Genomic DNA, 22952 nt, shown 5'->3' with positions numbered 1-22952 from the left:
CCTTGAAATCCCTTCTTGAACATCCTATAATGAATTTGTGAAGTATTTCACATTATTAACTTGACTACCCTACTTATTAAATAGAGGAGTGTTTAGGATGATCGGAATTAAAGGCAACAAAGTCGTTCTTATCGGTACAGGTGCAGTTGGATCTAGTTATGCTTTTGCTATGTTAAATCAAGGTGTCTGCGATGAACTTGTATTAATTGATTTAAATGAACAAAAATCAATGGGCGATGTAATGGATTTAAATCATGGCGTCCTTTATGCTCCCACTTCTACAAAAGTAAGTTTTGGGAAATATACAGATTGTGCTGATGCAGCACTTGTTGTGATCTGTGCCGGCGCCAATCAAAAACCAGGAGAAACACGCCTTGAGCTGGTAGAAAAAAATATGGCCATCTTTAAAAACATTGTCGGCCAGGTAATGGATTCCGGCTTTGATGGTATCTTTTTAATCGCTACAAATCCTGTTGATATTTTAACTTATGCAACATGGAAATTCTCCGGCCTTCCGAAAGAACGGGTTATCGGCTCAGGCACCATTCTGGATACAGCCCGCTTCCGTTATTTGCTCGGTGAAAACTTCGGGGTTGCCCCGCACAGTGTGCATGCTTCCATTATTGGTGAACACGGCGATACGGAAGTAGCCGTATGGAGCAGTGCTAATATTGCAGGGATTCCGTTAAAAGATTATCTGGCCAGGGATGATAACGAGGATCAGGAAGAAAAAATGAAAGAAATCGCTGTGCAGGTAAGGGATGCAGCCTATGAAATTATCGAAGCAAAAGGCTCTACTTATTATGGAATTGCCATGGGGCTTACCCGTATTTCCCGGGCAATTTTGCAAAACCAGGATGTTATATTAACTGTTTCTGCTCTTCTAGAAGGTGAATTCGGCCATCATGATGTTTACATCGGCGTGCCGGCTGTTATTAACCGCCAGGGTATTCGGGAAGTAGTAGAAATCCCACTCAGCGACCGTGAAAAAGAATTGTTTGACTATAGTGTCCAAACATTGAAAAAGGTTCAAGAGCCATTCTGGCAATAATAAATTAAAAAACGAAAGCCTTTATTCCCTATGAATAAAGGCTTTCGCTTTTTAATTGAATCGTACCGGAATACGTAACTTCTTCATGCTCCTGGTCTTTTAAAAATGGTGCATGTTCAGGCTTGATACCAACAATATGAATTTCCGCATCTAAAATCATCAGTGTATCGATCAGTGCTTTAAACAGTTTAATTCCTGACAGTGTAATGCTGTCTACAGCAGTAAAGTCAATATAAAGCTGTTCAAATCCTCCATCATAAAAATGCCTGATAAGCTTTTCCTTTGTTTGCTCCATCAGCGCGTTATCTAAATCACCAAACATGGGAATAAGAGCCGTTCTGCTGTTTAATGAAATAAGCGGTGCGGACCTTTCTTTCATTTTAACGAGCGCCTGCTCCGCCTCTTCCTTTTTTTCCATCAGCTGAAAATCTGCCTCCGCCAGGCGCGTTTGCTGCTGATGAACCAATTGTTCAAGGCGTTCAACTTGCGGATTTATTTCTACACACTGGATCACCGCTTCATTGCCGCTCCATTGAACCGACATAGAATACGGCTTGAGTTTAAAGGCAGCAGTCAGCAGTGCCATCTCTACCATTGCTGACTGTTCCTGCAATTTTGCTAATTTTCGCCGGCTGCCTTCATCTACAATCGCTTCAAGATGTGCCTGTTTGCCAAAGTGGCGGATGGCAGACTCGGAGCATTCAAGCACATTTAACTGGCGGTCTATCCGGAAAGTCGGCAGCGGCATAAAATCAAGAAGCCCCAATCTTATTCCTCCCGCTCTGATCATTCATCCAGTCGATTAACTTTTTATAATCCGTAATAAAGATCGTATTTGCTGTACAATATGGTGATAAATCATACATAGACAAAAGGCGGCTGCCGACCATCAGCTGCGGACGAAACGGCAGTGCTTCCAGCGCCTCTGCATATGCTTGCAGCTGCGGTACATGATACAGAATTGTCACGGATAAGCAGATAACATCCGGCTGCCATTTTTCCGCGGCGGAAAGAGCATGCTCTAATGGCAAATTGGCGCCCATCATACGTGTTTGCCACCCGTTTTCCTCAAATAAAAAAGAAGCCATTCTCATACCAAGTGTATGCTGTTCCTCTTCCACACATAAAAACATTGCTTTTTGTGCAGCTGGCTGTTTTTTCACCTGGCCATGAAAACGCGAAATCATAAAATCGCATGTAGCTGTTGCCAGGTGCTCATCCGCCACTGAAATTTCATCCCGCTCCCACAATTCGCCAATATGCTGCATTGCTCCGCTTACAGTTTTTTGATAAAGATCTGCTGAGGCCCAGCCCTTGTTATGAAGAGCATACATAAATGCATAACTTTTATCCACATCGCCTTCAAGCAGCATTTGCGCCAACTCTATTGCTTCAGTGTTCAAGCTTTTTCCCTTCTTTCAATCGAGACAATTGCTTTTGCAAGCATACTTTTATACTTGTCTGCTTCTTCTGACTGATTGTCTTCAAGAACCTGCTGGATTCGTTCAAAATTGTCGATCACATGCTCCGCCTTCATTCCTCGTGATACAAGTAAGCTGGTCAGCCAATGTGCGTAGTCCACAAAAAGCTGAACATTTTGAAGTTCGTGAGCCGTCTTTAAATGATTAAAATGATGATGATTATCTTCCCGGCACTTTTCCCTGCCCCGTTCACCAAAACGGTTCATTAGTTCCGGATAGTCGCGGTACATGCCGTCCATAATTACTGCAATATAGTGTTCTACCTGTTCAAAAATCATGTCGCCACCACACGATATTTTTGGACTTTCGGAATGATGGCAGCCAGCTCCTGATCCGGGTAATTTTTTTCAAGCTCGTGGACTTTTTGGAACGCTTCGCTTGTAGCCCAGTTCATGTATGCTTCTTTCGTTTTCCAAACAAGCTGGACTGTTAATTCAGAAGGACGCTTTTCATTTTGAAGAAGCTGAAATGAAAGAAAGCCTTCGCACTTATCTACAAGCCTTGAGCGGTTTTGATAAATGGAAATGGTTTCTTCTACTTTTTCCTCGGGCACATTTACAATTGAATGAACAATATAACTCATAAAATATCACAGACCCGCCCGACCTGGCCGTCTTCCAGTCTAACCTTAATGCCATGGGGATGAAAGCTCGATTTCGTTAAAATGTCTCTCACTGTCCCGCGGGTTTTCTCTCCGGTCCGCTGATCTTTTTTTAAAATGACATAAACATCCATGCCAGGCTGGATGTCGCTTCGATTTTGGCCGTTCATTCTGTGCGCCCCCTTTTTTTCTTTATTATTAGTATAAAGGTTTTTTCTTTTATAAACGACTCTTAACGGTGATAGATGCAGATTTATACTGGAAGAAAACATTAATCTGTCCTTTAAAAAGAACATTTTTTTAATTTTTAAGCTTTTTCACTTAAAAAAATCTCAATTGTTCTTTATAATGAACAATGAGATAGTAGTAAACAAAGAAGGAGCGGAGAAAAATGAACAATCTGGATCACCTGCCAAAAACAATAAAAAAAACGCTGAGGTATATAAAACAGGATGTAGACACCCTTGATAAATTAGAACATCTTGAAAAAATGATCTTATTATCGATTCTTCACAGAAAAAAATTATTAACCAGAAGTGCAAAGTAACCCGCTGCCTGAAATAAATTGAAACAATCGATATTACAAATCCTTTTTGAAAAGTGCAGAAGAAAAGTGCTTTATCCGAGTAAGAAACAGCGGTATTCGTGGAGCGGGGCAGACGATAAACCCGTCTTCCCCGCTCCGCGGCTCTGCCGGTCTAATCTGCCTGCTTGTCCCATAGGAGTCTACGTCCCCCCGAATACCGCTTTTGTGGGGAGGAAAAACAGCAGGAATTGTTTTGCTTCTTTTATCAAAAGGAAAAGGCACCGTTATTTATTCGCAGCCTCTTTTTCCTAAAAAGGAAAGCGAAGCCGCCAGCCGGCAGTCCGTTACACTGCTTTTGAAAAGAAATGGCTGCATGTGAGGAGACGGCAGCGGAAGAGCCACATTCTACTTCTATCGTTCAGAGAATGGCTGTACCTGTATTACGTTATTTCGATTGACAATCTCTTTTTTCAGCAGCATGAAAGACCGATCATGTCGGTCTTTTCAGCTCAAATATGTCCCCAAGCCCGGCGTAAAAATTGCCAGCCAGCCGGCTGACCGGAGCAAGCTTTTTTGCATCAATCCGGCCGTTCTTATAAAGTTCTTCCTGAATGTGATACTGTACAATTCGGCCGATCAGCAAATCACACGAAGGGCCGTCTTCTGTTTTTCCAAGCGTTATTTGCTGCTCAAGCACACATTCCATGCGAATTTTTGCTTCCTGAACGGCGGGTACGTTTATTCTTTCGCTTTTAACAGGCGTTAACTCGGTAAGATCGAGTTCACTTTCCTCAGGCGGCAGCATTTTGGCAGTTTTATTCAGCTCCTCCAGATAAGATTCATCAGAAATATGCACTACAAACGCTGACTGTGCCGCTGCATTTCTTGCCGTGTCCTTCATTTCTCCTTTGTTTCTTTGAATGGATAAAGAAACCATCGGCGGATTGGATGAAACAATATTAAAATAACTGAATGGCGCCGCATTTAACACGCCTGTTTCAGAGAGCGTCGTAACAAACGCAACCGGGCGCGGAACAATACTTCCTGTGAGAAACTTGTAATTCTCCCGTTCACCAAGGTGTGCCGGATCGATTTTTTGCATTCTTTCTCCTCCTGTTACGAGACAGATTTTTTCTTTATATCTTTTTTATAATACTGCTCGGAGGTAAAAAATTCTTTTTTTAGCTTTTTCACTTCGCCACTCAGCAATAAAACAGCAATTACGTTTGGTATCAAAATCGCTGCGAGCGCAAGATCCAGGAAGTTCCAAATGACCTGAGCACCGCCAATCGCTCCAATTATAATAGACGCCAGGTAAACAAATTTCATTATAAAGCCCGCCCGCAGGCCAAATAAAAACTCCGCCTGACGAGAGCCGTAAAAAATAACAACAAGAATGGTTGAAAGCACGAAGAAAATAAGCGAAACAGTCACAAGTACACTGCCTGCAAAACCAAAGTACTGTTCAAAAGCCGCCGTAGTCAGCGCTGCCGGGTCCTCCAGCGCATTCTCTCTCGTCCAAACACCTGATGATAAAACAACAAAGGCCGTGGTACTGCAAATAATAAGCGTGTCGATAACAATTCCCATTACGGCCCAAAACCCCTGCCTGACCGGGTGATCAGTCGTTGCCGCTGCATGGGCAATCGGAGCTGTCCCAAGACCGGCTTCATTGGAATACAAGCCGCGGGCAAATCCCCAACGAATCGTTTCAGCTACTGCTGCACCTGCAAAACCTCCCACTGCCGCCATCGGCTGGAACGCATAAGAGAAAATAAGGCTTAATACATTCGGCAGCTCAGTAATATTCATCACAACAATAATAAAGCCGGCTCCCACATAAATAAGCGCCATAAATGGAACCACAATCTCGGTTACTCTGGCAATTCGCTTTAAACCGCCAAATACCACCATCCCTACTATTGCTGCTGTAACAATACCCGATACGAGAGTATTTCCATTAAATGTTTCTCTAACTGCTGAAGACACAGCATTTCCCTGTACCATAATACTTGGAATCAGTTCAATCATGAGGGCGAAAGCAAACCATGCACCGAGCCATTTCATATTTAATCCTTTTGTCATGTAATAAACAGGACCGCCCACATACTCGCCCGCTTTATTTTTTTCCCGGTAATGAACAGCGAGTACACTTTCAGCAAATTTAATCGACATACCGATTATGGCAATAACCCACATCCAAAACACTGCTCCCGGTCCTCCAAACATAATCGCAGCGGGAACTCCGATGATGTTTGCAGCCCCGACGGTCGAGGACAGCGCGGATGTAAGAGCCTGGAGCGGTGTAATATCCCCTTCTCCTTTTGGCTTTTTCAAAACGCTGCCAAATGTTTGCTTCAGCATGTAAAGCGGGTATCGAAATTGAAAGAATCCTAATTTAATGGTTAAATAAATACCCGTTGCCGCCAGCAGCGTAATAAGGGGAAAACCCCATAGCCAGCCGGAAAACGTACTGACCGCTTCTAAGAAAGATTCCATTTGCCTGCACCACCTAAATACATAGTTTTGTTTTTTATTCCCTAAGCCTGTCTCTATAAACAAAAAAGTGAAAGAAGGGGTGGAAAAATGAAACAAGCCCGGCATTTACTAGTATCCGGCAAAGTACAAGGGGTTGGTTTCCGTTATTTTGCCCAAATGACCGCAGTCGATCACGGTGTTACCGGCTGGACAAAAAATCTTGAGAATGGCTCTGTTGCCATTCATGCAGAAGGAACTCCCGAACAATTAAACTCTTTTGGTGAGTCGCTGAAAAAAGGCAATCACTTTGCAAAAGTGCATCAGATTGAAGAAGGAGCTGCCGACCTTCAATCATTTAGCTCATTTCGAATTAAATATTGACCTGTTTTGTCATTTACCGCTTCCATTTATATAACTATTCTTATAAAAAGCAGCATAGTGGGCTGCGGGCTGGCGGCTTCGCTTTCCTGCAGGGCGAACGCTGAACCAGCCGACGCTCTCGCGCTGCCTGTTTCAGCCTGCCTTATGGAAAGCGGAGTTCCGCGAATGCCGCTGTTTCTTGCTTGGGCCAAGCGCCGCTGTTCTTCTACCTTTTTTAAAAAAGAGTATGTAACATTGCTTGTTCCACTTATGTAAACGATTGACTCACGAAACTTTTGGCCAGACATTCTTTAAAAACGAATGAAGGGACGCTTAACAAGTTTGTTTTCATGGTGTTGAAAACAGCGCATTCAAGAGAGCGCTGTTTTATACAACAATTTTAATCCAGTCCTGATCAACACTTTCTGTGCCCTGGTCAAATGTCAGCTTTGTCCTGAAGCGATACGATTCATCACGCCCCGGAACCGGCAGCACTTCCGGCAGCCGGAAGGTAAAGGGCACCTTATTTAACTCTTCGGCAGCGATTGTCCGTGTTGACAAGATTGTGCGCGTTTCTATTGTTTTGCTTGTTTCGTCCATATGGTTTTCAAGCATAAGATCACATTCAATCCGGGTAATCCGCTGATCGACTGTTCCGCCCTGTATTAAAAAATATGCTTGAATTTGCTCACCCGGTCTGTATGTTTCTTTTGGCAGTATCAGATCAATTTGAGCTGACCCAATCCCCAGCAGTGACATATATTTTCTCAACATCATAATCATTTTCCTCCACCCTTTTTGTTTGTGTTTAGTATGGACCAATAAAACGAAAAAAAACCTTTGCCAGCTCTGGCAAAGGTTTTTAAAAAAACAGCGAGACCTTTACCAGGAGGTAAAGGTCTCGCTAACAGCAATATGCTGCCGGAACAGCCGAGAGTTAAATCTCTGAAATGACGACTGTACCGCTAAAGCTACTCCCCTTTAGGAGCATACGTTTAATTTTGTATAACCATTATAATACAGACCTTCCAAATTGTCAATCCGTGTCAATCCGCTTCTTATTTAGCGTTCCTTGCAACTTTTTCAACCGCTTCCGCAACCTGTTCGTGCACCGACCGGTCAAGCGGCTGAGGTACAAGATCACCAGGTTTTGTGCATGCTGCTATCGCTTCCGCTGCCGCAACAAGCATCGCGTGTGTTACTTTATCGGACTGTGCATTCAGAACGCCTCTGAAAATGCCCGGGAAGCCAAGAACGTTATTTACAGAACGGCCGTCTGCTGCAAATGCCGCCCCCGCCTCGAGTGCTTCGTTCGCTTCAATTTCCGGCTTCGGATTTGACAGAGCCAGAATAATCTGCCCTTTCCGCACCCATTCTTTTTTAATTAATCCTTGAACTCCGGTTGTTGCGATAACAATATCACAGCGGCTCATTAAGTCTTCTAAAGAATCCACCGGCATACCGCCGTAGTTTTCAAGCCGGTCTTTTGCTTCCTGTGAACGGTCTGCGCCCAGGACTGATTTTGTTCCATAGGCCATAAGCATACGGCAAATCGCCAGGCCTGCAGCACCCAGACCAATTTGGCCCACCGTTGCATCTTTTAAATCCACTCCTGTGCTTTTGCAGGCAGAAATAATGGCTGCCAGCGTCACAACTGCTGTACCGTGCTGATCATCATGCATAACCGGGATATTAAGCTCAGCTTTTAAGCGCTCTTCTACTTCAAAACAGTGAGGGGAGCCAATGTCCTCCAGCAAAATCCCGCTGAACCCCAGTGCAATGTGTTTGACAGTTTCAATAATTTCGTCCGGATCTTTTGTATCGAGCAAAATTGGAATGCCGTTAATACCCACAAGCTGGTCAAACAGCGCCGACTTTCCTTCCATAACCGGCATGCCTGCTACCGGTCCAATGTCTCCAAGTCCTAAGATCGCCGTGCCATCTGTTACAATGGCGACACTGTTGCCGATATTTGTGTAAATTTTCGCTTTTTCCGGTTCTGCCTCGATTACTTTGCACACATCCGCCACACCCGGCGTGTAAACGCGGCTTAAATCAGCGAGTGATTGAATTGGCATTTTACTCTTCATCTGTACTTTGCCGCCTTCATGGGCGCGAAGCACTTCATCCGATACCGCCCGCACCCGGAAGCCTTCAAGGTCATTAATGCTTTTAATAATCTTGTCGAGCTGCTCTTCATTTTCAATTTGAACGGTAATGTTCCGCTGTGTATAAGCAGTACCTACTTTGATCGTTTCAACTGCCCCGATATCACCGCCGCAAAGGCCAATCGCAGTTGCGACTTTGCCCAGGCTGCCTGGTACGGATGGAATTTCAATCATCAATGCACGAATCAATTTGTTATATGCCATTAAGTATGTACCTCCATTAAATGTTCTCTCTATATCATAGCGCTTTCAAGCTCTTTTTTTAGGATAAAAAACTTAAAAAACTTAAAAAATTATGTGAATTTATTCACATTTTATTAAACGAAATATTTCCCTGCGTCCCTTCTTCAAAATCACGCAAAATAATCAGGCTGCCTGTTCGTTTTTTACCTGCTGCTTTACTGTCTCTTTACGTGAAAAACTTGTTCATTTCCGTTAAAATTAAAAAAGAACGGAGCGTGAGTGATTGAAAAAACTACTTTATTTTGTTTTGCTGCTTGTTTTGGCATTCAATACACGGCCTCTTTGGGAAGAGTATGCCGAACCTTATGTAAATTTAGCGTTTATGGATATCATTAGCGAGGAAATGGAGGATATTCGTGAAAGCCCTGTTGTCACCAGCACGGTTGAAAAAGTAACAGGTGAAGTAAAAAGCCTGGTCGGCGCGGGACCAGAAAAAACCGAACCTGCAGAAAAACCTGCTCTTACTTCACCAGATTCACAGACGTTTTCAGTTTATAATATCCAAATCGGGGATAACCGCACTGATGTGGAAAAAGAAATTGGCGCACCGAAACGGCAGTCCCAAAATGAATATGGGACCGATTGGTATGCTTACCATGAGAATTATCAAAATTTTTTAATGATTTCTTACGATGAAGAAAACCATGTGAACGGCTTATACACGAACCACGACTTAATTTCATCCAATATTGGCGTTGCACTGAACACACCGAAGGAAACTGTGCGGGGACAGCTCGGCGAGCCGGTGGACAAAATGCGTAAAGGCTTGACCTATTATATGTTAAATGAAACAGATGAGCATGACTATTATCATATCGATAACTGCTTTGTTACCGTTTTTTATGATGTTCATGAACAAAATACGGTGACAGCTATCCAAATTCTAGATGAAGATCTTGAGGCAGACAAGGGTGGCATGTATGGAGAAAACAGCACAGCACTTCGGCATGGATTTGAATATCAGCTTTTTGATGTGACTAATGCTGCACGCGTTAACCATGGACTGCGCGTTCTGGCATGGGATGACCGGGTAAGTGAAACGGCCCGTCGCCATAGTAGGGACATGGCCGAACATTCTTATTTTGATCATACAAATTTAAAAGGCCAATCTCCTTTTGACCGTATGAAAGAAGGAGGAACACGCTTTATTGCTGCTGGTGAAAACCTTGCTTATGGTCAGTTCAGCAGTATTTTTGCACATGAAGGACTTATGAACTCGGCCGGCCACCGAAAAAATATTGTTAGTGACCATTACGGTTATTTAGGTGTAGGAGTCTCATTTAACGAGGATAACCAGCCTTATTTTACAGAGAATTTTTTTGATAACTAGCCGGACTGTCCTAGCCGCTGCGGCTCCAAAACCAATAAAAAAGGCAGCCCGAAACCGGGCTGCCTTTTTTATATGTTATATAAGATTAACCTTTTTGTACGTTAGTTGCTTGAGGACCACGTTGTCCTTGTTCAACTTCGAATGTTACTTCTTGACCTTCGTCAAGAGTTTTGTAGCCTTCGCCTTGAATTGCTGAGAAATGAACGAATACGTCGTCTCCAGCTTCGCGCTCGATGAAGCCGAAACCTTTTTCTGCGTTAAACCATTTTACTTTACCTTGTTCCATGTTATGTTGCCTCCCGTTGTGCTTATGCACAAATTAATACTATTCCTGCTCAAAGCAATATCAAGACAATAAGCTTTTACAGCACTTGTACCTTTCGAACAAAAATAATTCTATTTCATCTTAACAGCTTTTATAAAAATAAGCAAGGATTTCAAAAAAGAAAATGTTTTCATTTCCTTTTTGAGGAAAAATCATTCTGCCAATTCACTAAAAAAATACCCGCAAAAATCAAGGCACCTCCCGCTAAAATATAAAAGTGAAGCTTTTCACCTAATAAGATCCAGCCGCTTAGCACACCAAAAAATGGAGCTAAAAATAAAAAAGCGCTCGTTTTGCCTGGATCGCCAGTTTGAAGTAAATAAAACCAGCCGGCAAATTGAACAATCGAACCCATAAAAGCCAGCCAAGCCAGAATTCCTGCTGAAGCGATAGTTAACTGAATAACCGGATGTTCAAAAAAGAAACTCGCTATCAATAGAAAGAAACCGCCAAACAACATCTGGTAAGCGGTCAGCACCCAGGTATCCAGCTGGCCGCCCCACTTTTTAATAAGCAGCGTAGCGAAAGCCCAGGCGACCGCCGACATAATCCCCAGAAATGTTCCTTTCTCCGCCGTCAGCTCGCCGCCCATTGTGATAAACACACCAAGGAAGCCAAGAAGGACACCAAGCCACTGCATCAGACGGTACTTTGCCCGCATAAAGACCGTACCGAACAAAACGACTAGAAGAGGGTTTGTAAAAGTTAAAATGGCTGATTCTCCCGATGTAATGGTCCTCAGGCTTACAAAAATACAGCCCATTACAGCTGCTGTTTGAAAAAAACCTACCACAGCTATTTGCAGCCATTGCCTGCTGCTTTTTGGATGTGGACGTTTACTTATTTTCACAGCCAGAGCCATAACGATTCCGGCAATTATAAAGCGGAGCGATGCCAGTAAAAGAGGCGATGCATATGCAAGCCCTATTTTGCCGATCGCAAAAGTTGAGCCCATTAAAAATGTTGTCAGCACAACGAGAAATCCATACATCAGTCGATTCACTCTCCACCTCCCCCTTTCGATTGATAAATAACGCTTTTGCGGAACGGACAGGCGGGTTTGAAGTTAAATAACCAGGGACGGAATCACCATTTTCTTTTAAAAAGAAAAAATATGGCTGCATCAGCCTCATACAATCTTATCGTAAGCCACTTGGCGCCTGCCCTGATCCGGCTGTTTATACGTATGGCCATCAATTATCATTTGCCTGCAGCCTGGCCGCTTTGCGAAAACATTTTAATCTTTCATCGCCTGAATTAAATTGCCGGTAATATCAAGGTCGTTAAAATTGATTCCCAGTTGAATCGATGTCATAGCCACCTCTGGGCGGATACCGGACAGCGTAGATTTTACGCCTATTAATTTTAAGGCTTCAACTAAACGGAAAATCTCTAATGCAACCATCGTATCCACAACAATTACACCTGACAGATCAATAAATAGATGATTAATGCCTTTTTCTGCACATTGCGAGATCGTTTTTTCAAGCAGGTGCCGGGCTCGCTCGGTATCTACTGCTCCAATAACGGGCAAAAGACCTTTATGACTTTGCAGCGCGATAACGGGTGCGCTTAATTCATAAATCACTTCCTGCTGGCTCTTCAGCTTTAACTGGGAAAATTTATGGTTTTCTTCCACAAATCTGCGTACTACTTTTCCAAATGTTTTAACAAGCACCCGATTCCACCTGGTAACTTCCTCAAAAGTGTATGCGCCTTCATGATCGCGTACGAATTGGGCAATGTAATCAAGATACTGTTCCTGAACGTTTAAAAATTCACTTAAAATAATGTGGATTGGCGTATTTAAATGCTCGTCGTCCGTTGCAATTTCCCTAATCCATTCTGTAAAGCTCTCAAAAAAAGCTGCTTCTTCCTTAATGAAAACTTCACACAAATGCTCATGAAAATCAAAGTTTTGCTGCTTTAATTTGCGGATTACCTCTGGATCGTTTGATGCATATACTCCCTCGGTTTTTGATTTATTTAAAGCGGCGTACCATTCTTCAGTTAAGTTCCATGCCTTGTCCAATAGATATTTATACAGTTCTGGATTTCTATGCATTGTCCACACCCTCAGCCCTTAAATTAATTCTGTCTTATTTTTCATTTTATCGGAGTGCTTATTTTCTGTCGATTTTTAAATGCAAAAAAACCGCCCCGCTGCGGGACAGTTTTTTTGCATTTAAAATGTAAGTGCTGCTTCTTTTGCTCTGTTGAGGCCTTCTTGAATGATTTCCGCCGAACGGTCCGGAAACTGGTTATGCCCCTCAATTACGATTGTTTCTACATCTTCTACACCCCAGAATGCCATGACAGTCTGTACATACTTCACAGACATTTCCACGGCTTCTGCCGGACCTTCTGAATACACACCGCCGCGCGCGTTGAGAAGAACTACCTTTTTATCTTTCAACAGTCCAACAGGGCCTTCCGCTGTGTACTTAAATGTTTGGCCTGCCTGGCCTAAATAGTCAAGGTACGTATGAAGCGGCGCCGGAACGGTAAAGTTCCAAAGCGGGAATGCAAAAACAACTTTATCCGCTTTTAAAAATTGATTTAAGTATTTTGCAACAAGATCCGCTGCTGCTTTTTCATCTTCCGTTAATTCCATGCCGCGTGCCAATTTAAACATACCGTTAATTTTATCCGTGTCGTAATATGGAAGGTTTTCGGCAAAAAGATCTAGCTCCGTAATAGTATCCGATGGGTTTTCAGCACGGTATGCTTCTAAAAACGCATTGTATAGTTGCACGCTGACCGCTTGATCGGCCGGACGTGAGTTTGCTTTAACAAATAAAACGTTTGACATTTTCTGTTTCCTCCAGTTATTTAGTTACTTTTTATCACCATTGAAAGTATAACATATAATTAGTTGCTATAGCAACTAATTAATTTAATTTTTTCAATGAATATTTTTCTGCATTTTTGTCAGGATTCGGCGGACTTCTGCCAGCTCTTCTTCTGTAATGCCTCTTGTTACTGCTTTATGGAAGCCTTCCGTCACAGGGATAATTTTACATTCCAGCTTTTTTCCCCCTTCTGTTAAAAATACTCGCATAGAACGCCGGTCGCATGTCTCTGTAACACGCTTTATAAAGCCTTTTTGTTCCAGGCTTGACAGCATGCGGGTAATCGTTGTTTTATCTTTTTGAAGCTGCTCCGCCAGCTCCTGCTGGGTCCGCCCATCTCGTTCCCAAAGAAGCAGCATAATCAAGTTTTGTTCAGGAGCAAGATTGAAGGGAGCGAGCTGCTCTTTTACGCAGTTTGTTATTTTCAAATCGGTTTGATGGATAAAGATGCTGATATAGTCCTTGAGCGAAATATTCATGGCTTCCTCCCATAATGTTAAATAGTGAGGCTGTCTAACGCTGAAACACGAGTAATCCTTACGAGTTCAGCAGTCTGCTGAATACCCGATGAAGCACTTCATCATCACCGCTTCCCGTTAAATGGTGCTCAAGACGTCTGATCAGTTCTTCCTTCGGGTATGCAGCTCTCAGCTGATCAAGCAGGCGGCCCAGACGCTGGCGGTCTACAGAATAAGATGTTTTTTCCTGCGGCTGCCCCTTGATTGGCTGATTTTTATTTTCCTTTATATACTGGTCCAAATAATTTAAAATAATTCTCTTTAAAGAAGGCAGGGCGACCAGTGAAATGGCAGCCTTTCCAAGTATATTGCGCTTCAGAAAGCGGGCTGTTCCCGTGACTTCTGTACACTGCCTGCCATCTACAGAAATATCTTTAAATTCAATCGTCCACAGCACCCGTTTGAGCGGTCCGCTTTCATACACGCGTTCAACAGAATACCGCTCTTCCTTCAGCCATTCAAATGGGTATTCACGCCTTTTCATCGGCACAATCCCTAAAACTTTTGCTGTGGCGTAAAGAAACATAGACCGGTCTTTAAATTGTGCTTTCGAAAACTGGACTGGAAAAAGCCCTGCCACCCGATTTAAGTGGTCTGTGTCAGCCAAAAGCAGCCACACTTCATGCCTCGGCAGCGGATAGGTTTTTTGAAATCGGTACACTTTTTCTTTCGGCACTGTTATTCCGCCTTTTTTTGAACTCAGTTACACTGAGTCTTCATATTGTTTCCTGATGGTAATAAACACATCAATATTATCCAGGAACAAATTTACCAGATTGGGGTCAAAGTGACCGCCCCGCTCTTTATCAATAAATTCAATGATCTGATCAAGCGGCCAGGCTTTTTTATAAACCCGGTCGCTCCCCAAAGCGTCAAATACATCCGTAATAGCAGTAATTCGGGCATATAAATGAATCTCTTCGCCTTTTAATCCGCGCGGGTATCCTGTTCCATCCCACTTTTCATGATGCTCATGTGCAATAATCGCAGCTGTTTTAAAAATTTGGCGGGTCGAACTTCTGAAAATATTATAGCCCTCTGTTGTATGTGTCTTCATCATTGAATATTCCTCTGCTGTCAGCCTGCCCGGTTTTTTCAAAATATGATCCGGGATGGCGACTTTGCCGATATCATGCATAGGTGATGCAAGCTCAAGCATCTGCGCTTCTGTTTCCGGCAGTCCGGCCAGCTTTGCGAGCATCCGTGAATACTTGGCGACCCTCTTTACATGCTGTCCGGTTTCCTGTGAACGGCTCTCGCTTACTTCTCCCATTTTAAAAATAATTTCCCGCTGCGTTTTTACAAGCTCTGAGTGTAAAATAGCCGCTTGAATAGATTTCCCCATATAAGAGGCTGCCAGCGATAATGTTTTCGCGTCTTTTTCTGAAAACCAGCCTATCCCTTTATGAATCGCCTGGTACACACCGATTACTTCCTGGCCAAAACTGCGGATAGGTATGCAAAGCACCGATCGTGTCCGATAGTTTGTTTTTTTATCAATGGACGGATTAAACCGCTCATCCAGGTAGGCATCTTTTACCAGGACAGCCTCGCCTGTTTGAACGGAAAAACCGGCGAAACCGCTGTCAGCCGGCATATCAATCCGTTCCATTCCCTGCGCCACTTTTGTCCACAAGCGTTTTTTTTCGTGATCGATAAGCCAGAGAGTACAACGGTCAGCCCGCACAAGCCTGCGGCCCATCTCAGACATTAAAATGAGCAGCGTTTCCAGGTCACTTTCTCCTGAAATTTTCGCCGCGTAATTCAATATAATTTCGAGCATTTCTTCTGCCGAAAGCTCATACTGAACGGACTTGTTGCCCGTCATAACCTTCACCTCATCTATAAAAAGTTCCTATGACCTAAAACAATAGTATGATATTTTTAATATATCATACTTCTTGCGAAGATATAGAGCTCTATTTTGCAAATGAGGTGCATCAATGGGACCATTTGATTTTTTATTATTGGCACATCTGGCAGGGGATTATTTGTTTCAAACAAGCTGGATGGCGCGCTATAAAGCGTCCAGGTGGGTGCCGCTTCTCACCCACTGCTTTGTCTACACTTTAACTGTTTCTTTATTCGCCTTGATAGCGTTTGGCGGGCTTTCTTTACCGGCCGTTGCTTTTATCTTTATCACCCATATTCTGCTTGACCGGCGTACATTTGTCAGCTGGTGGGTGCGAACCATTATGAAAACAAACGGACCGGAAGCAGGCTGGCTCGGGATTGTCGTTGACCAAATCTTTCATTTATTTGTTCTTGCGGCTGCTCTGTACATATAAAAGCTCGTTTCCCAAAGAAAAAGCGTCTCTCTCATTTCGGCTTCCTATACAATGTAGAAACCTTTTCACGAAATTTATAGGTGTTTGCGCCAAATAATAATTCCGCTTGCCGCGTATAAGAGGGATGCGATATAAAAAATAGCTGCGATTGTTAAAAAGTCAACGAGGTAGCCGGTAATAATAATGGATGCCGCCGCTGCAACAGACGTCCAAAAATGATAGCGGCCCATATCTGAACCGGCATGCTTCTTATCAGTACTCCTTGCCAGTGCCGCCTTTTCTGTATTTTTTTGTACAGCCCCCAATATCCCCATCATTATTTGCAGCACATACACCTGCCAGACAGCGGTGACAAGCGGAAAAAATAACAGAAGGGCCGCCATTGCCAGTGAATAAAAAAGAAGCAGTTTTTTATCCCCGAATCGATCCGCCCATTTCCCGATAAGTGGATATGAAACAGCTGATGCCAGGGCAAAAAGTCCGTATGCCCAGCCAAATTGCGAATAACTGTCACCAACATTCCGAAGCAGCAGGACATAAAATGGAAAAATCATGCTCCCTGCCATAAAAACAATGCTTTGAGACAACACAAGCTGACGATAGCCCATTATTTATACTCCTCATAAAAATAATTCGTAAATCGTTCATTTGGATCGAACTGCTTTTTTTTCCTGAAAAACTCATCAATACGCGGATACGCTGTCTCCAGCTGTTTTTTTGAAGGAAAGGAGTAATAGGGAAGATAATAGCTGCCCCGGTGATTCAAGGTCACATCAATCATCTTCCGAATAACCAAACCGGCTTTTTCTACTTCTTTTTCTGATTTTCCCTGATTGATAAGCAGAACAAGCGCAAACATATCTTCCTTTGCATAAGATAAAAAGGCCTCGTCGCTTTTTTCTACATAGCGGACAGTGATGTTCAACAAATTAAACTCTTTTTCTTGCTGCAGAACAAAGCGCAGATCGTCTATGTAACTGGCAAATTCGTCAACCGGTACAAAATACTCCTGTAATACTTCTGTTTTTGTACTGCTTTCATAGGTCATAAAATCCGTTTCAGAGCGCATGGCATTATTTCTGGATTCATATGAACCGCTGCCTTCAAGCATATACTTCTTTTGAATATTCCAGAATGCATCTTTCCCCCGTCCGCTGTGGCGGGACAGGCCAAGGAAAAATTTCGGCAGGGCGACTATCCTTTCTGTTTTTAAAGCCTGATAGTCTTCGAGCAGCCGCTGATCCCCGGCTTTCACATAATCTGTTGCGTACATTTCCCTCAGAAAAGACGAAGGAGCAACTGAAATACGAGCAAGATGCATTTTTACCGCCGGGTTCTCTTTTACTTCTTCCTGAAAATAGCGGCTGTATTCACCGTAATCGAGTTCTCTTGTTTCTTTTTCATATAACTCATCCTCCGTCAAAGAAAGTGTTACATCAAGAATGATGCCAAATAAACCGTAGCCGCCAATAACATATGGAAAAAGATCGGCGTTTTCCGTCCGGCTGACCTGAATGATTGTACCGTCCGGCTTTAACAGCCGAAAAGATTGCACCGTGTCGATCAGTGATTCATGACGGATATCTCTTCCGTGTACATTTACGCTCAAGGAGCCGCCAATTGTAAAGATATTTTGTGACTGCATGACTTTCACGGCAAGTCCGGCTGGATTTATGTACTGCTGAATATCATCCCACGTAGCCCCTGCCTGGACGGTAATTAATTTTTTCTCAGGCTGAAAATCCAGCACTTTATTAAATGGCTTCATATCAATCATCACTGCTCCGGGATAGTACGTCTGGCCCCCCTGGCTGTGCTGCATTCCTGCAATAGTAAGGCGGCTTCCTGTCCGGCCTGTCTCGCTGACAATCTCTTTTAGCGTTTCTTCTCCATCCGCCTGTTTAATCTCTTTTACCCGGGCCGGCAGAAGACGGCCGGCATCCTCTGCCGCCGGTCTGGAATAAAACTGGGTATATACATATAAAGAAGCCGCAAATAAAGTACTGTAGCAAAGAACAAACAAAATTGCTCTCATTTTATAGCCACCTTCACAAAAAACCATTTTTTATAAAATATAACAATTATATCTAAAATTGTCGAACAGTAAAAAAGTGCAACTCAGCTTTCAGCCCGCTGAGTTGCACTTTTCAATTCTTTTTAAAATGAACCCGTCCATCCTCTGTAAATGATACACCTTCAGCTTCTAAAAGCCGGCGCTGCTTCGTCCTGGACGCTTCATCAGGCACATTTATTTCTCCTCTGGCATTTACGACCCGGTGCCATGGAAGGCCGTGCTTCTCACTCATCGAATGCAAAATACGGACAACCTGGCGAGCAGAACGCGGACTTCCCGCAAGCCTTGCCACCTGCCCATATGTGACCACTACGCCCGGCGGAATGTCTTTTAAAATACGAATGACTTCTTCCGTGAACGGCGTCATTCCGGAATGCCCACCTCAATATGGCAGAAGGAGTCAACGTCAAACAAGCCCTTGTCTGTCAGCTTTAAGCTCGGAATAACCGGCAGGCACAGGAATGATAAAATCATAAAAATGTTCTGCGATTCTTCGGCCAGCAGTGCCAGCTGTTCATGCAGGTGGTGCAATTCCTGAATCACTTCTTCATATGGTTTCTCTGACATAATGCCGCCAACACAAAGCGGCACCGCTGCCAGAACACGACCGCCATCTACAATAACAAGCCCGCCCTGCATGTTTTCGACTGCTTCAATCGCCGCCAGAATGTCTTCATCGTTTGTTCCGGCAGCCACCAGATTATGAGAATCATGAGCAACCGTGGATGCAATGGCACCCCGTTTTAAGCCGAGCCCGCTTACAATTCCCGCTCCTATACTTCCCGTTGCATGATGCCGCTCACAAACAACAATTTTCAGCTGGTCCCGTTCAATATCCGGGACAAAAAAACCGTCTTCTATTTTCACCCGGGCTTGAATTTTATTTGTAATAATCCGGCCGGGCACCACGCCGATTACCATTGCTTCTTGACCGGTGTTAAGTGGAATCTGCAGGGCTTCTTTTGTGATTTTCTTTAGGTTAATTGAAGATTTCACCGCTTCCGGCACAGCCGCCCGCTCTTTTTCGGCCTGATTCACATCGATAATGCGCCCGTTTTTAATAATTGTTTCGGGGAACAGTGCTTCAATGCTTTCCACAATTAACAAATCTGCCTGGTAGCCCGGCGCGACGGCTCCTTTATTTTGCAGCCCATGACAAACGGCATTATTCAGCGTCGCCATTTGAATGGCAATAAGCGGATTGAGCCCCTGCTCAATCGCCAGGCGCGCAGCATAATTAACGGTTCCTTCCTTCGCTAATTCGTCTAAATGCTTATCATCCGTACACAATGAAAACCGGGTGCTGTTCCGTTCGTGAATAGCCGGCAAAATCGACAGCAGATCTTTTGCGGCTGATCCCTCCCGCACTAAAACGTGGATGCCTCTTTGCACACGTGCTCTTGCTTCCTCAGCTGTCACGGCTTCATGATCATTGCGGATGCCCGCCGTGCTGTACACATTCAGCGCTTCATTTGACAGTCCAGCCGCATGGCCGTCCACCGTTAATCCAGCTTCAGTTGTCATTGCAATCTTCGCCATCATCTTATCATCCGCATGCAAAACAGACGGATAATCCATCACTTCTGCCAGTCCTATCACTTTTTCTTTATGAAGGTAAGGGCGAAGGTCATCGGCCGTTAATGTTGCTCCGTTTTGCTCAAATGGGGTAGCCGGCACACAGGAAGGGAGCTTCATTAAAATATCAATGTCTGTGCGAGATGCATCCTTAAGCATATAATCAATACCTTTTGTCCCCGCTACATTGGCAATTTCATGCGGATCGGTTACAACAGTGGTAACTCCATGCTTAATTAGTGCCCGTGAAAACTCGGATGGAGTAACCATAGTCGATTCAATATGAATATGGCCGTCAATAAAACCAGGTATTACATATTTTCCCGAGGCATCAAGCACTTTTTTCCCCTCGGGATAAGTGCCAATACCGACAATGACGCCATCCTTAACCGCCACATCTGCTTTAAATGTTTCGAGTGAAAAGACATCAACAATCATCCCATTTTGAATAATTAAATCCGCTTCATCTGGATGCTGCGCTGTGTAAATCAATTTCTTTATCGCATCTGTCATGCCGTTTCTCCCCTTATCTATTTTTGGTTCACCGGTGTTTGTGAATTGTCTCACTAGTTTTTCCTATTTTACTCGAAAAGGTTCGGAGTGGAAACCATTTTAGTTAAAATAAAAAAGCCCGTTTTGAAAACAGGCTTTCCTGGTCATATATAAGAAGCAGAAATTGAAACAGACAGTGCAAAGCAATGGCTGGTTCAGCGTTCGCCCTGCAGGAAAGCGCAGCCGGCAGACCGCAGCCCCCGACATTGCTTTTAAAAGAAAACAGCTCATTTCCAGCCTATAAAAAAAGACGATTTCGCTCAAAAACGGAATATCTTCTTGACGGCTCCCTTTTTTAACACTATGAAATGAAACAGCTCCTCATTTTGGGTAAAATAACAGTTTAGCTCGGATTGCTTCTTTACCCAAGAGCTTAAATGGCAGCGGAACTGTTCGTCTTCAGCACTAGAGGCCTCGAAAAAGAATTGGCGGCTTTGCCGGCAGTCCTGCCTGTTCAGTCAAAGATCTCCTGTTAAAAACTGCGCCCTGCCAAAACCGAAACTCCAATCAGCGTCCCCATTGAGTGTAAGAGAAATCATGACATCTTTTGGGTCAATACCGCAGCTTTCTTGAAGCTCCTCTACAATGTACTGATATAACTTCTGTTTCTGCTCTTCCGTTCTCTGCTTGCTTGTAATGCTGATCAGCACAACATCCTTTGATCGTTCAAAGCCCAGGCCTGTATCTTCAATAATCATTTCATGGGCCGGGTGCTGATGAATAATTTGATACCGGTCACGTTCCGGCACTTCAAATGCTTTAAGCATTCCTCGATGAGCGGCGTCAAGCAGCTGCTTCAACTCCTCTTCTGTTCTTCCCTCAATCACATCAAAACGCAATAATGGCATACTATTCCCTCCAATCCTATGTATTTCTCAACCTTATCATGGTTGAATTATTTACAAAATATTCCGAAAACTTTAGTTCTCTATCCTGAAACTATAGATTCACGTCATGAATTTGTTAAGTGAAATATTTCCTGTTTTTCCTTAGAAGAGATTTTTTAAAACTCTTTCGGGTACAAAAGATAGAGATACCACTCTACTATTCTAAAGGAGGACTTTTTTTATGTTCCGTCACCAAAAAGAATTGCAGTTTGAAGTAAAAGTTGAACGTCCAGATCCACAGTTTGCACGCCGGCTTCAAGAGGTGCTGGGCGGTCAATTCGGAGAAATGACTGTTATGATGCAGTATTTATTCCAGGGATTCAACTGCCGTGGAGAAGAAAAGTATAAAGATATGTTAATGGATATTGGAACAGAGGAAATCGGCCACGTAGAAATGCTTTGTTCTTTGATCAGTCAGCTGCTGGATGGTGCTTCACCGGAAGATCAGGCAGAAGCTGCGAAAGACCCGGCGGTTGCAGCCATTATGGGCGGCATGGACCCGCAGCACTTAATCGTAAGCGGACTGGGCGGCATGCCGACCAACTCAAATGGAGTGCCTTGGAACGGCGCTTACATTGTATCCAGCGGAAACCTGCTTGCTGATATGCGCTCCAACCTTCATGCGGAAACTCAAGGACGCCTGCAGGTTGCACGTCTTTACGAAATGACGACGGATGAAGGTGTACGTGCTACTCTCCGTAAAATGATTGCCCGCGACCGCTATCACCAATATCAATGGATGGAAGCCATCGCGGAGCTTGAAGAGAAAAACGGAGTAGTAGTGCCGGCTTCTTTCCCACCGTCCGCAGAGGAGGAAGCACAGCCTCATGCTTATGAATTCTGGGATCTTTCAGAAGGAACGCAGTCATCGGAGGGGCGCTGGGCGAAAGGAACTTCTCCAGATGGAACAGGTGAATATGTATATATGCAAAACCCTGCGCCGCTAGGACAAGTTCCAAATCCGCAAGTGCCGCCGACAACCATTCACCATGATTTGGACGCAAAAAAGTTTCTAAAGAAATAACATTGAAGAAAGGAAAGAACACAATGGCAAACCAACTGGCAATGCATGAAAAGCTGGAAGTTCATGAGGTTCTTTTATTTAAAACGGCTTGTGTGACGAAAAGCACCGCTATGCTTGAACATGTAGAAGACTCAGCATTAAAAAAAATGTTAAAAGATGATATTAAACTTTCTACTAAAGCAATAAAAGATTTACGGGCAGTTCTAGAAGAAGACCAATAACAATCAGCGATAGGAAGGTGATAGGCCGTGGCCCAAAAAGACAAAAAGAAAGATGTCTTAGATGACCTGGCCATTGCGACCGACTTTTTGATCACAGCAAAAGCCGGTGTTCGAAACTTGGCAGTCGCAATTACAGAAACTGCAACACCTGAAGTAAAAAGAATACTGCGGCGGGAGCTTGATAATGCAATCGATACGCATGATAAAATTGCCCAGTATATGATTGACAATGAAATGTATCATGCCTATGACCTGGATGAACAGGTTTCACATGACCTGGAAAAAGCAGATAAAGCACTGGCGATTGCTCCTGCTCCTAAATCAGCAAGCAAACGAACAAGCAGTTCAACGAAGAAAACCAAATCCCAAAAAACGAAAAAATAAACAAAAAGAATCTA

At 43.6% G+C, this 22952-nt stretch carries 28 protein-coding genes; 7 read left to right on the top strand and 21 right to left on the bottom strand.

The genetic code is table 11. The features are described from left to right. Positions 1–97: 97 nt before the first annotated feature. Positions 98–1051, top strand: a complete 954-nt coding sequence (locus tag VP98_RS14290) for an L-lactate dehydrogenase (protein WP_046176085.1) — start codon at positions 98–100, stop codon at positions 1049–1051. Between the two features lie 28 nt (positions 1052–1079). Here VP98_RS14290 and VP98_RS14285 read toward each other — a convergent pair whose 3' ends face one another. The 7 genes from VP98_RS14285 to VP98_RS14255 all read right to left on the bottom strand — a co-directional run bounded on the left by VP98_RS14285 (position 1080) and on the right by VP98_RS14255 (position 6158). Continuing rightward, the gene (locus VP98_RS14285) at positions 1080–1817 is read right to left on the bottom strand and encodes an STAS domain-containing protein (protein WP_046176084.1); all 738 of its coding nucleotides are present in this window, start codon (positions 1815–1817) and stop codon (positions 1080–1082) included. Further along, complete coding sequence (locus tag VP98_RS14280; protein WP_046176083.1) at positions 1804–2454, bottom strand: cobalamin B12-binding domain-containing protein; 651 nt, start codon at positions 2452–2454, stop codon at positions 1804–1806. The genes VP98_RS14285 and VP98_RS14280 overlap by 14 nt, the downstream gene beginning before the upstream one ends. Continuing rightward, positions 2451–2810, bottom strand: a complete 360-nt coding sequence (locus VP98_RS14275) for a hypothetical protein (protein WP_046176082.1) — start codon at positions 2808–2810, stop codon at positions 2451–2453. Before VP98_RS14275 ends, VP98_RS14280 begins: the two co-directional genes overlap by 4 nt. Then, complete coding sequence (locus VP98_RS14270; protein WP_046176081.1) at positions 2807–3115, bottom strand: antibiotic biosynthesis monooxygenase family protein; 309 nt, start codon at positions 3113–3115, stop codon at positions 2807–2809. The genes VP98_RS14275 and VP98_RS14270 overlap by 4 nt, the downstream gene beginning before the upstream one ends. Continuing rightward, positions 3112–3303 carry a YwbE family protein gene (locus VP98_RS14265; RefSeq protein WP_046176080.1) on the bottom strand — a complete coding sequence of 64 codons (192 nt, stop codon included), beginning with the start codon at positions 3301–3303 and terminating at the stop codon, positions 3112–3114. Before VP98_RS14265 ends, VP98_RS14270 begins: the two co-directional genes overlap by 4 nt. Before the next feature lie 846 nt (positions 3304–4149). Beyond that, on the bottom strand, positions 4150–4761 hold the full coding sequence (locus VP98_RS14260; RefSeq protein ID WP_046176079.1) for a flavin reductase family protein: 612 nt from the start codon (positions 4759–4761) through the stop codon (positions 4150–4152). A 14-nt stretch (positions 4762–4775) separates the two neighbouring features. Continuing rightward, entirely contained in the window at positions 4776–6158 is a 1383-nt protein-coding gene (locus VP98_RS14255) for an alanine/glycine:cation symporter family protein (RefSeq protein WP_046176078.1), read from the bottom strand. Positions 6159–6245: 87 nt separating this feature from the next. Between VP98_RS14255 and VP98_RS14250 the strand changes: the two genes are divergently transcribed. Beyond that, positions 6246–6518 carry an acylphosphatase gene (locus VP98_RS14250; RefSeq protein WP_046176077.1) on the top strand — a complete coding sequence of 91 codons (273 nt, stop codon included), beginning with the start codon at positions 6246–6248 and terminating at the stop codon, positions 6516–6518. A 366-nt stretch (positions 6519–6884) separates the two neighbouring features. Here VP98_RS14250 and VP98_RS14240 read toward each other — a convergent pair whose 3' ends face one another. Both VP98_RS14240 and VP98_RS14235 read right to left on the bottom strand, forming a co-directional pair. Continuing rightward, positions 6885–7274, bottom strand: coding sequence for a sporulation protein (locus VP98_RS14240; protein WP_046176075.1), 390 nt, complete (start codon positions 7272–7274; stop codon positions 6885–6887). 281 nt (positions 7275–7555) lie between these two features. After that, entirely contained in the window at positions 7556–8869 is a 1314-nt protein-coding gene (locus VP98_RS14235; protein WP_046176074.1) for an NAD-dependent malic enzyme, read from the bottom strand. 262 nt (positions 8870–9131) lie between these two features. Here VP98_RS14235 and VP98_RS14230 point away from each other — a divergent pair, with 262 nt between their 5' ends. Further along, a complete protein-coding gene (locus VP98_RS14230) occupies positions 9132–10238 on the top strand; it encodes a CAP domain-containing protein (RefSeq protein WP_046176073.1) in 1107 nt (368 codons plus the stop codon). A gap of 85 nt (positions 10239–10323) precedes the next feature. Here the strand turns inward: VP98_RS14230 and VP98_RS14225 are convergent, their stop codons facing one another. The 7 genes from VP98_RS14225 to VP98_RS14190 form a co-directional block, all read right to left on the bottom strand. Next, complete coding sequence (locus VP98_RS14225) at positions 10324–10524, bottom strand: cold-shock protein (protein WP_046176072.1); 201 nt, start codon at positions 10522–10524, stop codon at positions 10324–10326. Between the two features lie 169 nt (positions 10525–10693). Beyond that, positions 10694–11566: a DMT family transporter gene (locus tag VP98_RS14220; protein ID WP_046176071.1), complete on the bottom strand. Its 873-nt coding sequence runs from the start codon at positions 11564–11566 to the stop codon at positions 10694–10696. Between the two features lie 234 nt (positions 11567–11800). Beyond that, complete coding sequence (locus VP98_RS14210) at positions 11801–12628, bottom strand: STAS domain-containing protein (RefSeq protein WP_046176069.1); 828 nt, start codon at positions 12626–12628, stop codon at positions 11801–11803. Between the two features lie 120 nt (positions 12629–12748). Beyond that, positions 12749–13375, bottom strand: a complete 627-nt coding sequence (locus VP98_RS14205; RefSeq protein WP_046176068.1) for an FMN-dependent NADH-azoreductase — start codon at positions 13373–13375, stop codon at positions 12749–12751. A 93-nt stretch (positions 13376–13468) separates the two neighbouring features. Then, on the bottom strand, positions 13469–13894 hold the full coding sequence (locus tag VP98_RS14200; protein ID WP_046176067.1) for a MarR family winged helix-turn-helix transcriptional regulator: 426 nt from the start codon (positions 13892–13894) through the stop codon (positions 13469–13471). A gap of 58 nt (positions 13895–13952) precedes the next feature. Next, the gene (locus VP98_RS14195) at positions 13953–14609 is read right to left on the bottom strand and encodes a hypothetical protein (RefSeq protein WP_046176066.1); all 657 of its coding nucleotides are present in this window, start codon (positions 14607–14609) and stop codon (positions 13953–13955) included. A gap of 27 nt (positions 14610–14636) precedes the next feature. Beyond that, positions 14637–15761, bottom strand: a complete 1125-nt coding sequence (locus VP98_RS14190; protein WP_046176065.1) for an HD domain-containing phosphohydrolase — start codon at positions 15759–15761, stop codon at positions 14637–14639. 115 nt (positions 15762–15876) lie between these two features. Here VP98_RS14190 and VP98_RS14185 point away from each other — a divergent pair, with 115 nt between their 5' ends. Then, positions 15877–16221, top strand: a complete 345-nt coding sequence (locus VP98_RS14185) for a DUF3307 domain-containing protein (RefSeq protein ID WP_046176064.1) — start codon at positions 15877–15879, stop codon at positions 16219–16221. A gap of 74 nt (positions 16222–16295) precedes the next feature. On the opposite strand, the gene VP98_RS14180 is transcribed toward VP98_RS14185, so the two are convergent. The 5 genes from VP98_RS14180 to VP98_RS14160 all read right to left on the bottom strand — a co-directional run bounded on the left by VP98_RS14180 (position 16296) and on the right by VP98_RS14160 (position 21270). Then, entirely contained in the window at positions 16296–16829 is a 534-nt protein-coding gene (locus tag VP98_RS14180) for an MFS transporter (protein WP_046176063.1), read from the bottom strand. Next, positions 16829–18283, bottom strand: coding sequence for an FAD-binding protein (locus tag VP98_RS14175; protein ID WP_046176062.1), 1455 nt, complete (start codon positions 18281–18283; stop codon positions 16829–16831). Before VP98_RS14175 ends, VP98_RS14180 begins: the two co-directional genes overlap by 1 nt. An 85-nt stretch (positions 18284–18368) precedes the next feature. Continuing rightward, complete coding sequence (locus tag VP98_RS14170) at positions 18369–18662, bottom strand: MGMT family protein (protein ID WP_046176061.1); 294 nt, start codon at positions 18660–18662, stop codon at positions 18369–18371. Continuing rightward, positions 18659–20383, bottom strand: coding sequence for an adenine deaminase (gene ade / locus VP98_RS14165; RefSeq protein ID WP_046176060.1), 1725 nt, complete (start codon positions 20381–20383; stop codon positions 18659–18661). Before ade ends, VP98_RS14170 begins: the two co-directional genes overlap by 4 nt. A gap of 497 nt (positions 20384–20880) precedes the next feature. Then, positions 20881–21270 (bottom strand): tautomerase family protein, encoded by a 390-nt coding sequence (locus VP98_RS14160; protein ID WP_046176059.1) that lies wholly within the window; start codon positions 21268–21270, stop codon positions 20881–20883. Positions 21271–21490: 220 nt separating this feature from the next. Here VP98_RS14160 and VP98_RS14155 point away from each other — a divergent pair, with 220 nt between their 5' ends. From VP98_RS14155 to VP98_RS14145, 3 genes are read left to right on the top strand one after another with little or no spacing between them, the layout of a single operon-like run. Further along, positions 21491–22333: a manganese catalase family protein gene (locus VP98_RS14155; protein WP_046176058.1), complete on the top strand. Its 843-nt coding sequence runs from the start codon at positions 21491–21493 to the stop codon at positions 22331–22333. A gap of 23 nt (positions 22334–22356) precedes the next feature. Further along, the gene (locus VP98_RS14150) at positions 22357–22554 is read left to right on the top strand and encodes a spore coat protein (protein WP_046176057.1); all 198 of its coding nucleotides are present in this window, start codon (positions 22357–22359) and stop codon (positions 22552–22554) included. Positions 22555–22581: 27 nt separating this feature from the next. Beyond that, on the top strand, positions 22582–22938 hold the full coding sequence (locus VP98_RS14145) for a spore coat protein (protein ID WP_046176056.1): 357 nt from the start codon (positions 22582–22584) through the stop codon (positions 22936–22938). The last annotated feature ends 14 nt before the right edge of the window (positions 22939–22952 follow it).

The sequence above is a fragment of the Domibacillus indicus genome (assembly GCF_000970685.1).
Taxonomy (GTDB): Bacteria; Bacillota; Bacilli; order Bacillales; family Domibacillaceae; genus Domibacillus; species Domibacillus indicus.
The sequence above is the reverse complement of the archived record's forward strand: the minus strand, read 5'-3'. Positions and strand labels throughout refer to the sequence as shown.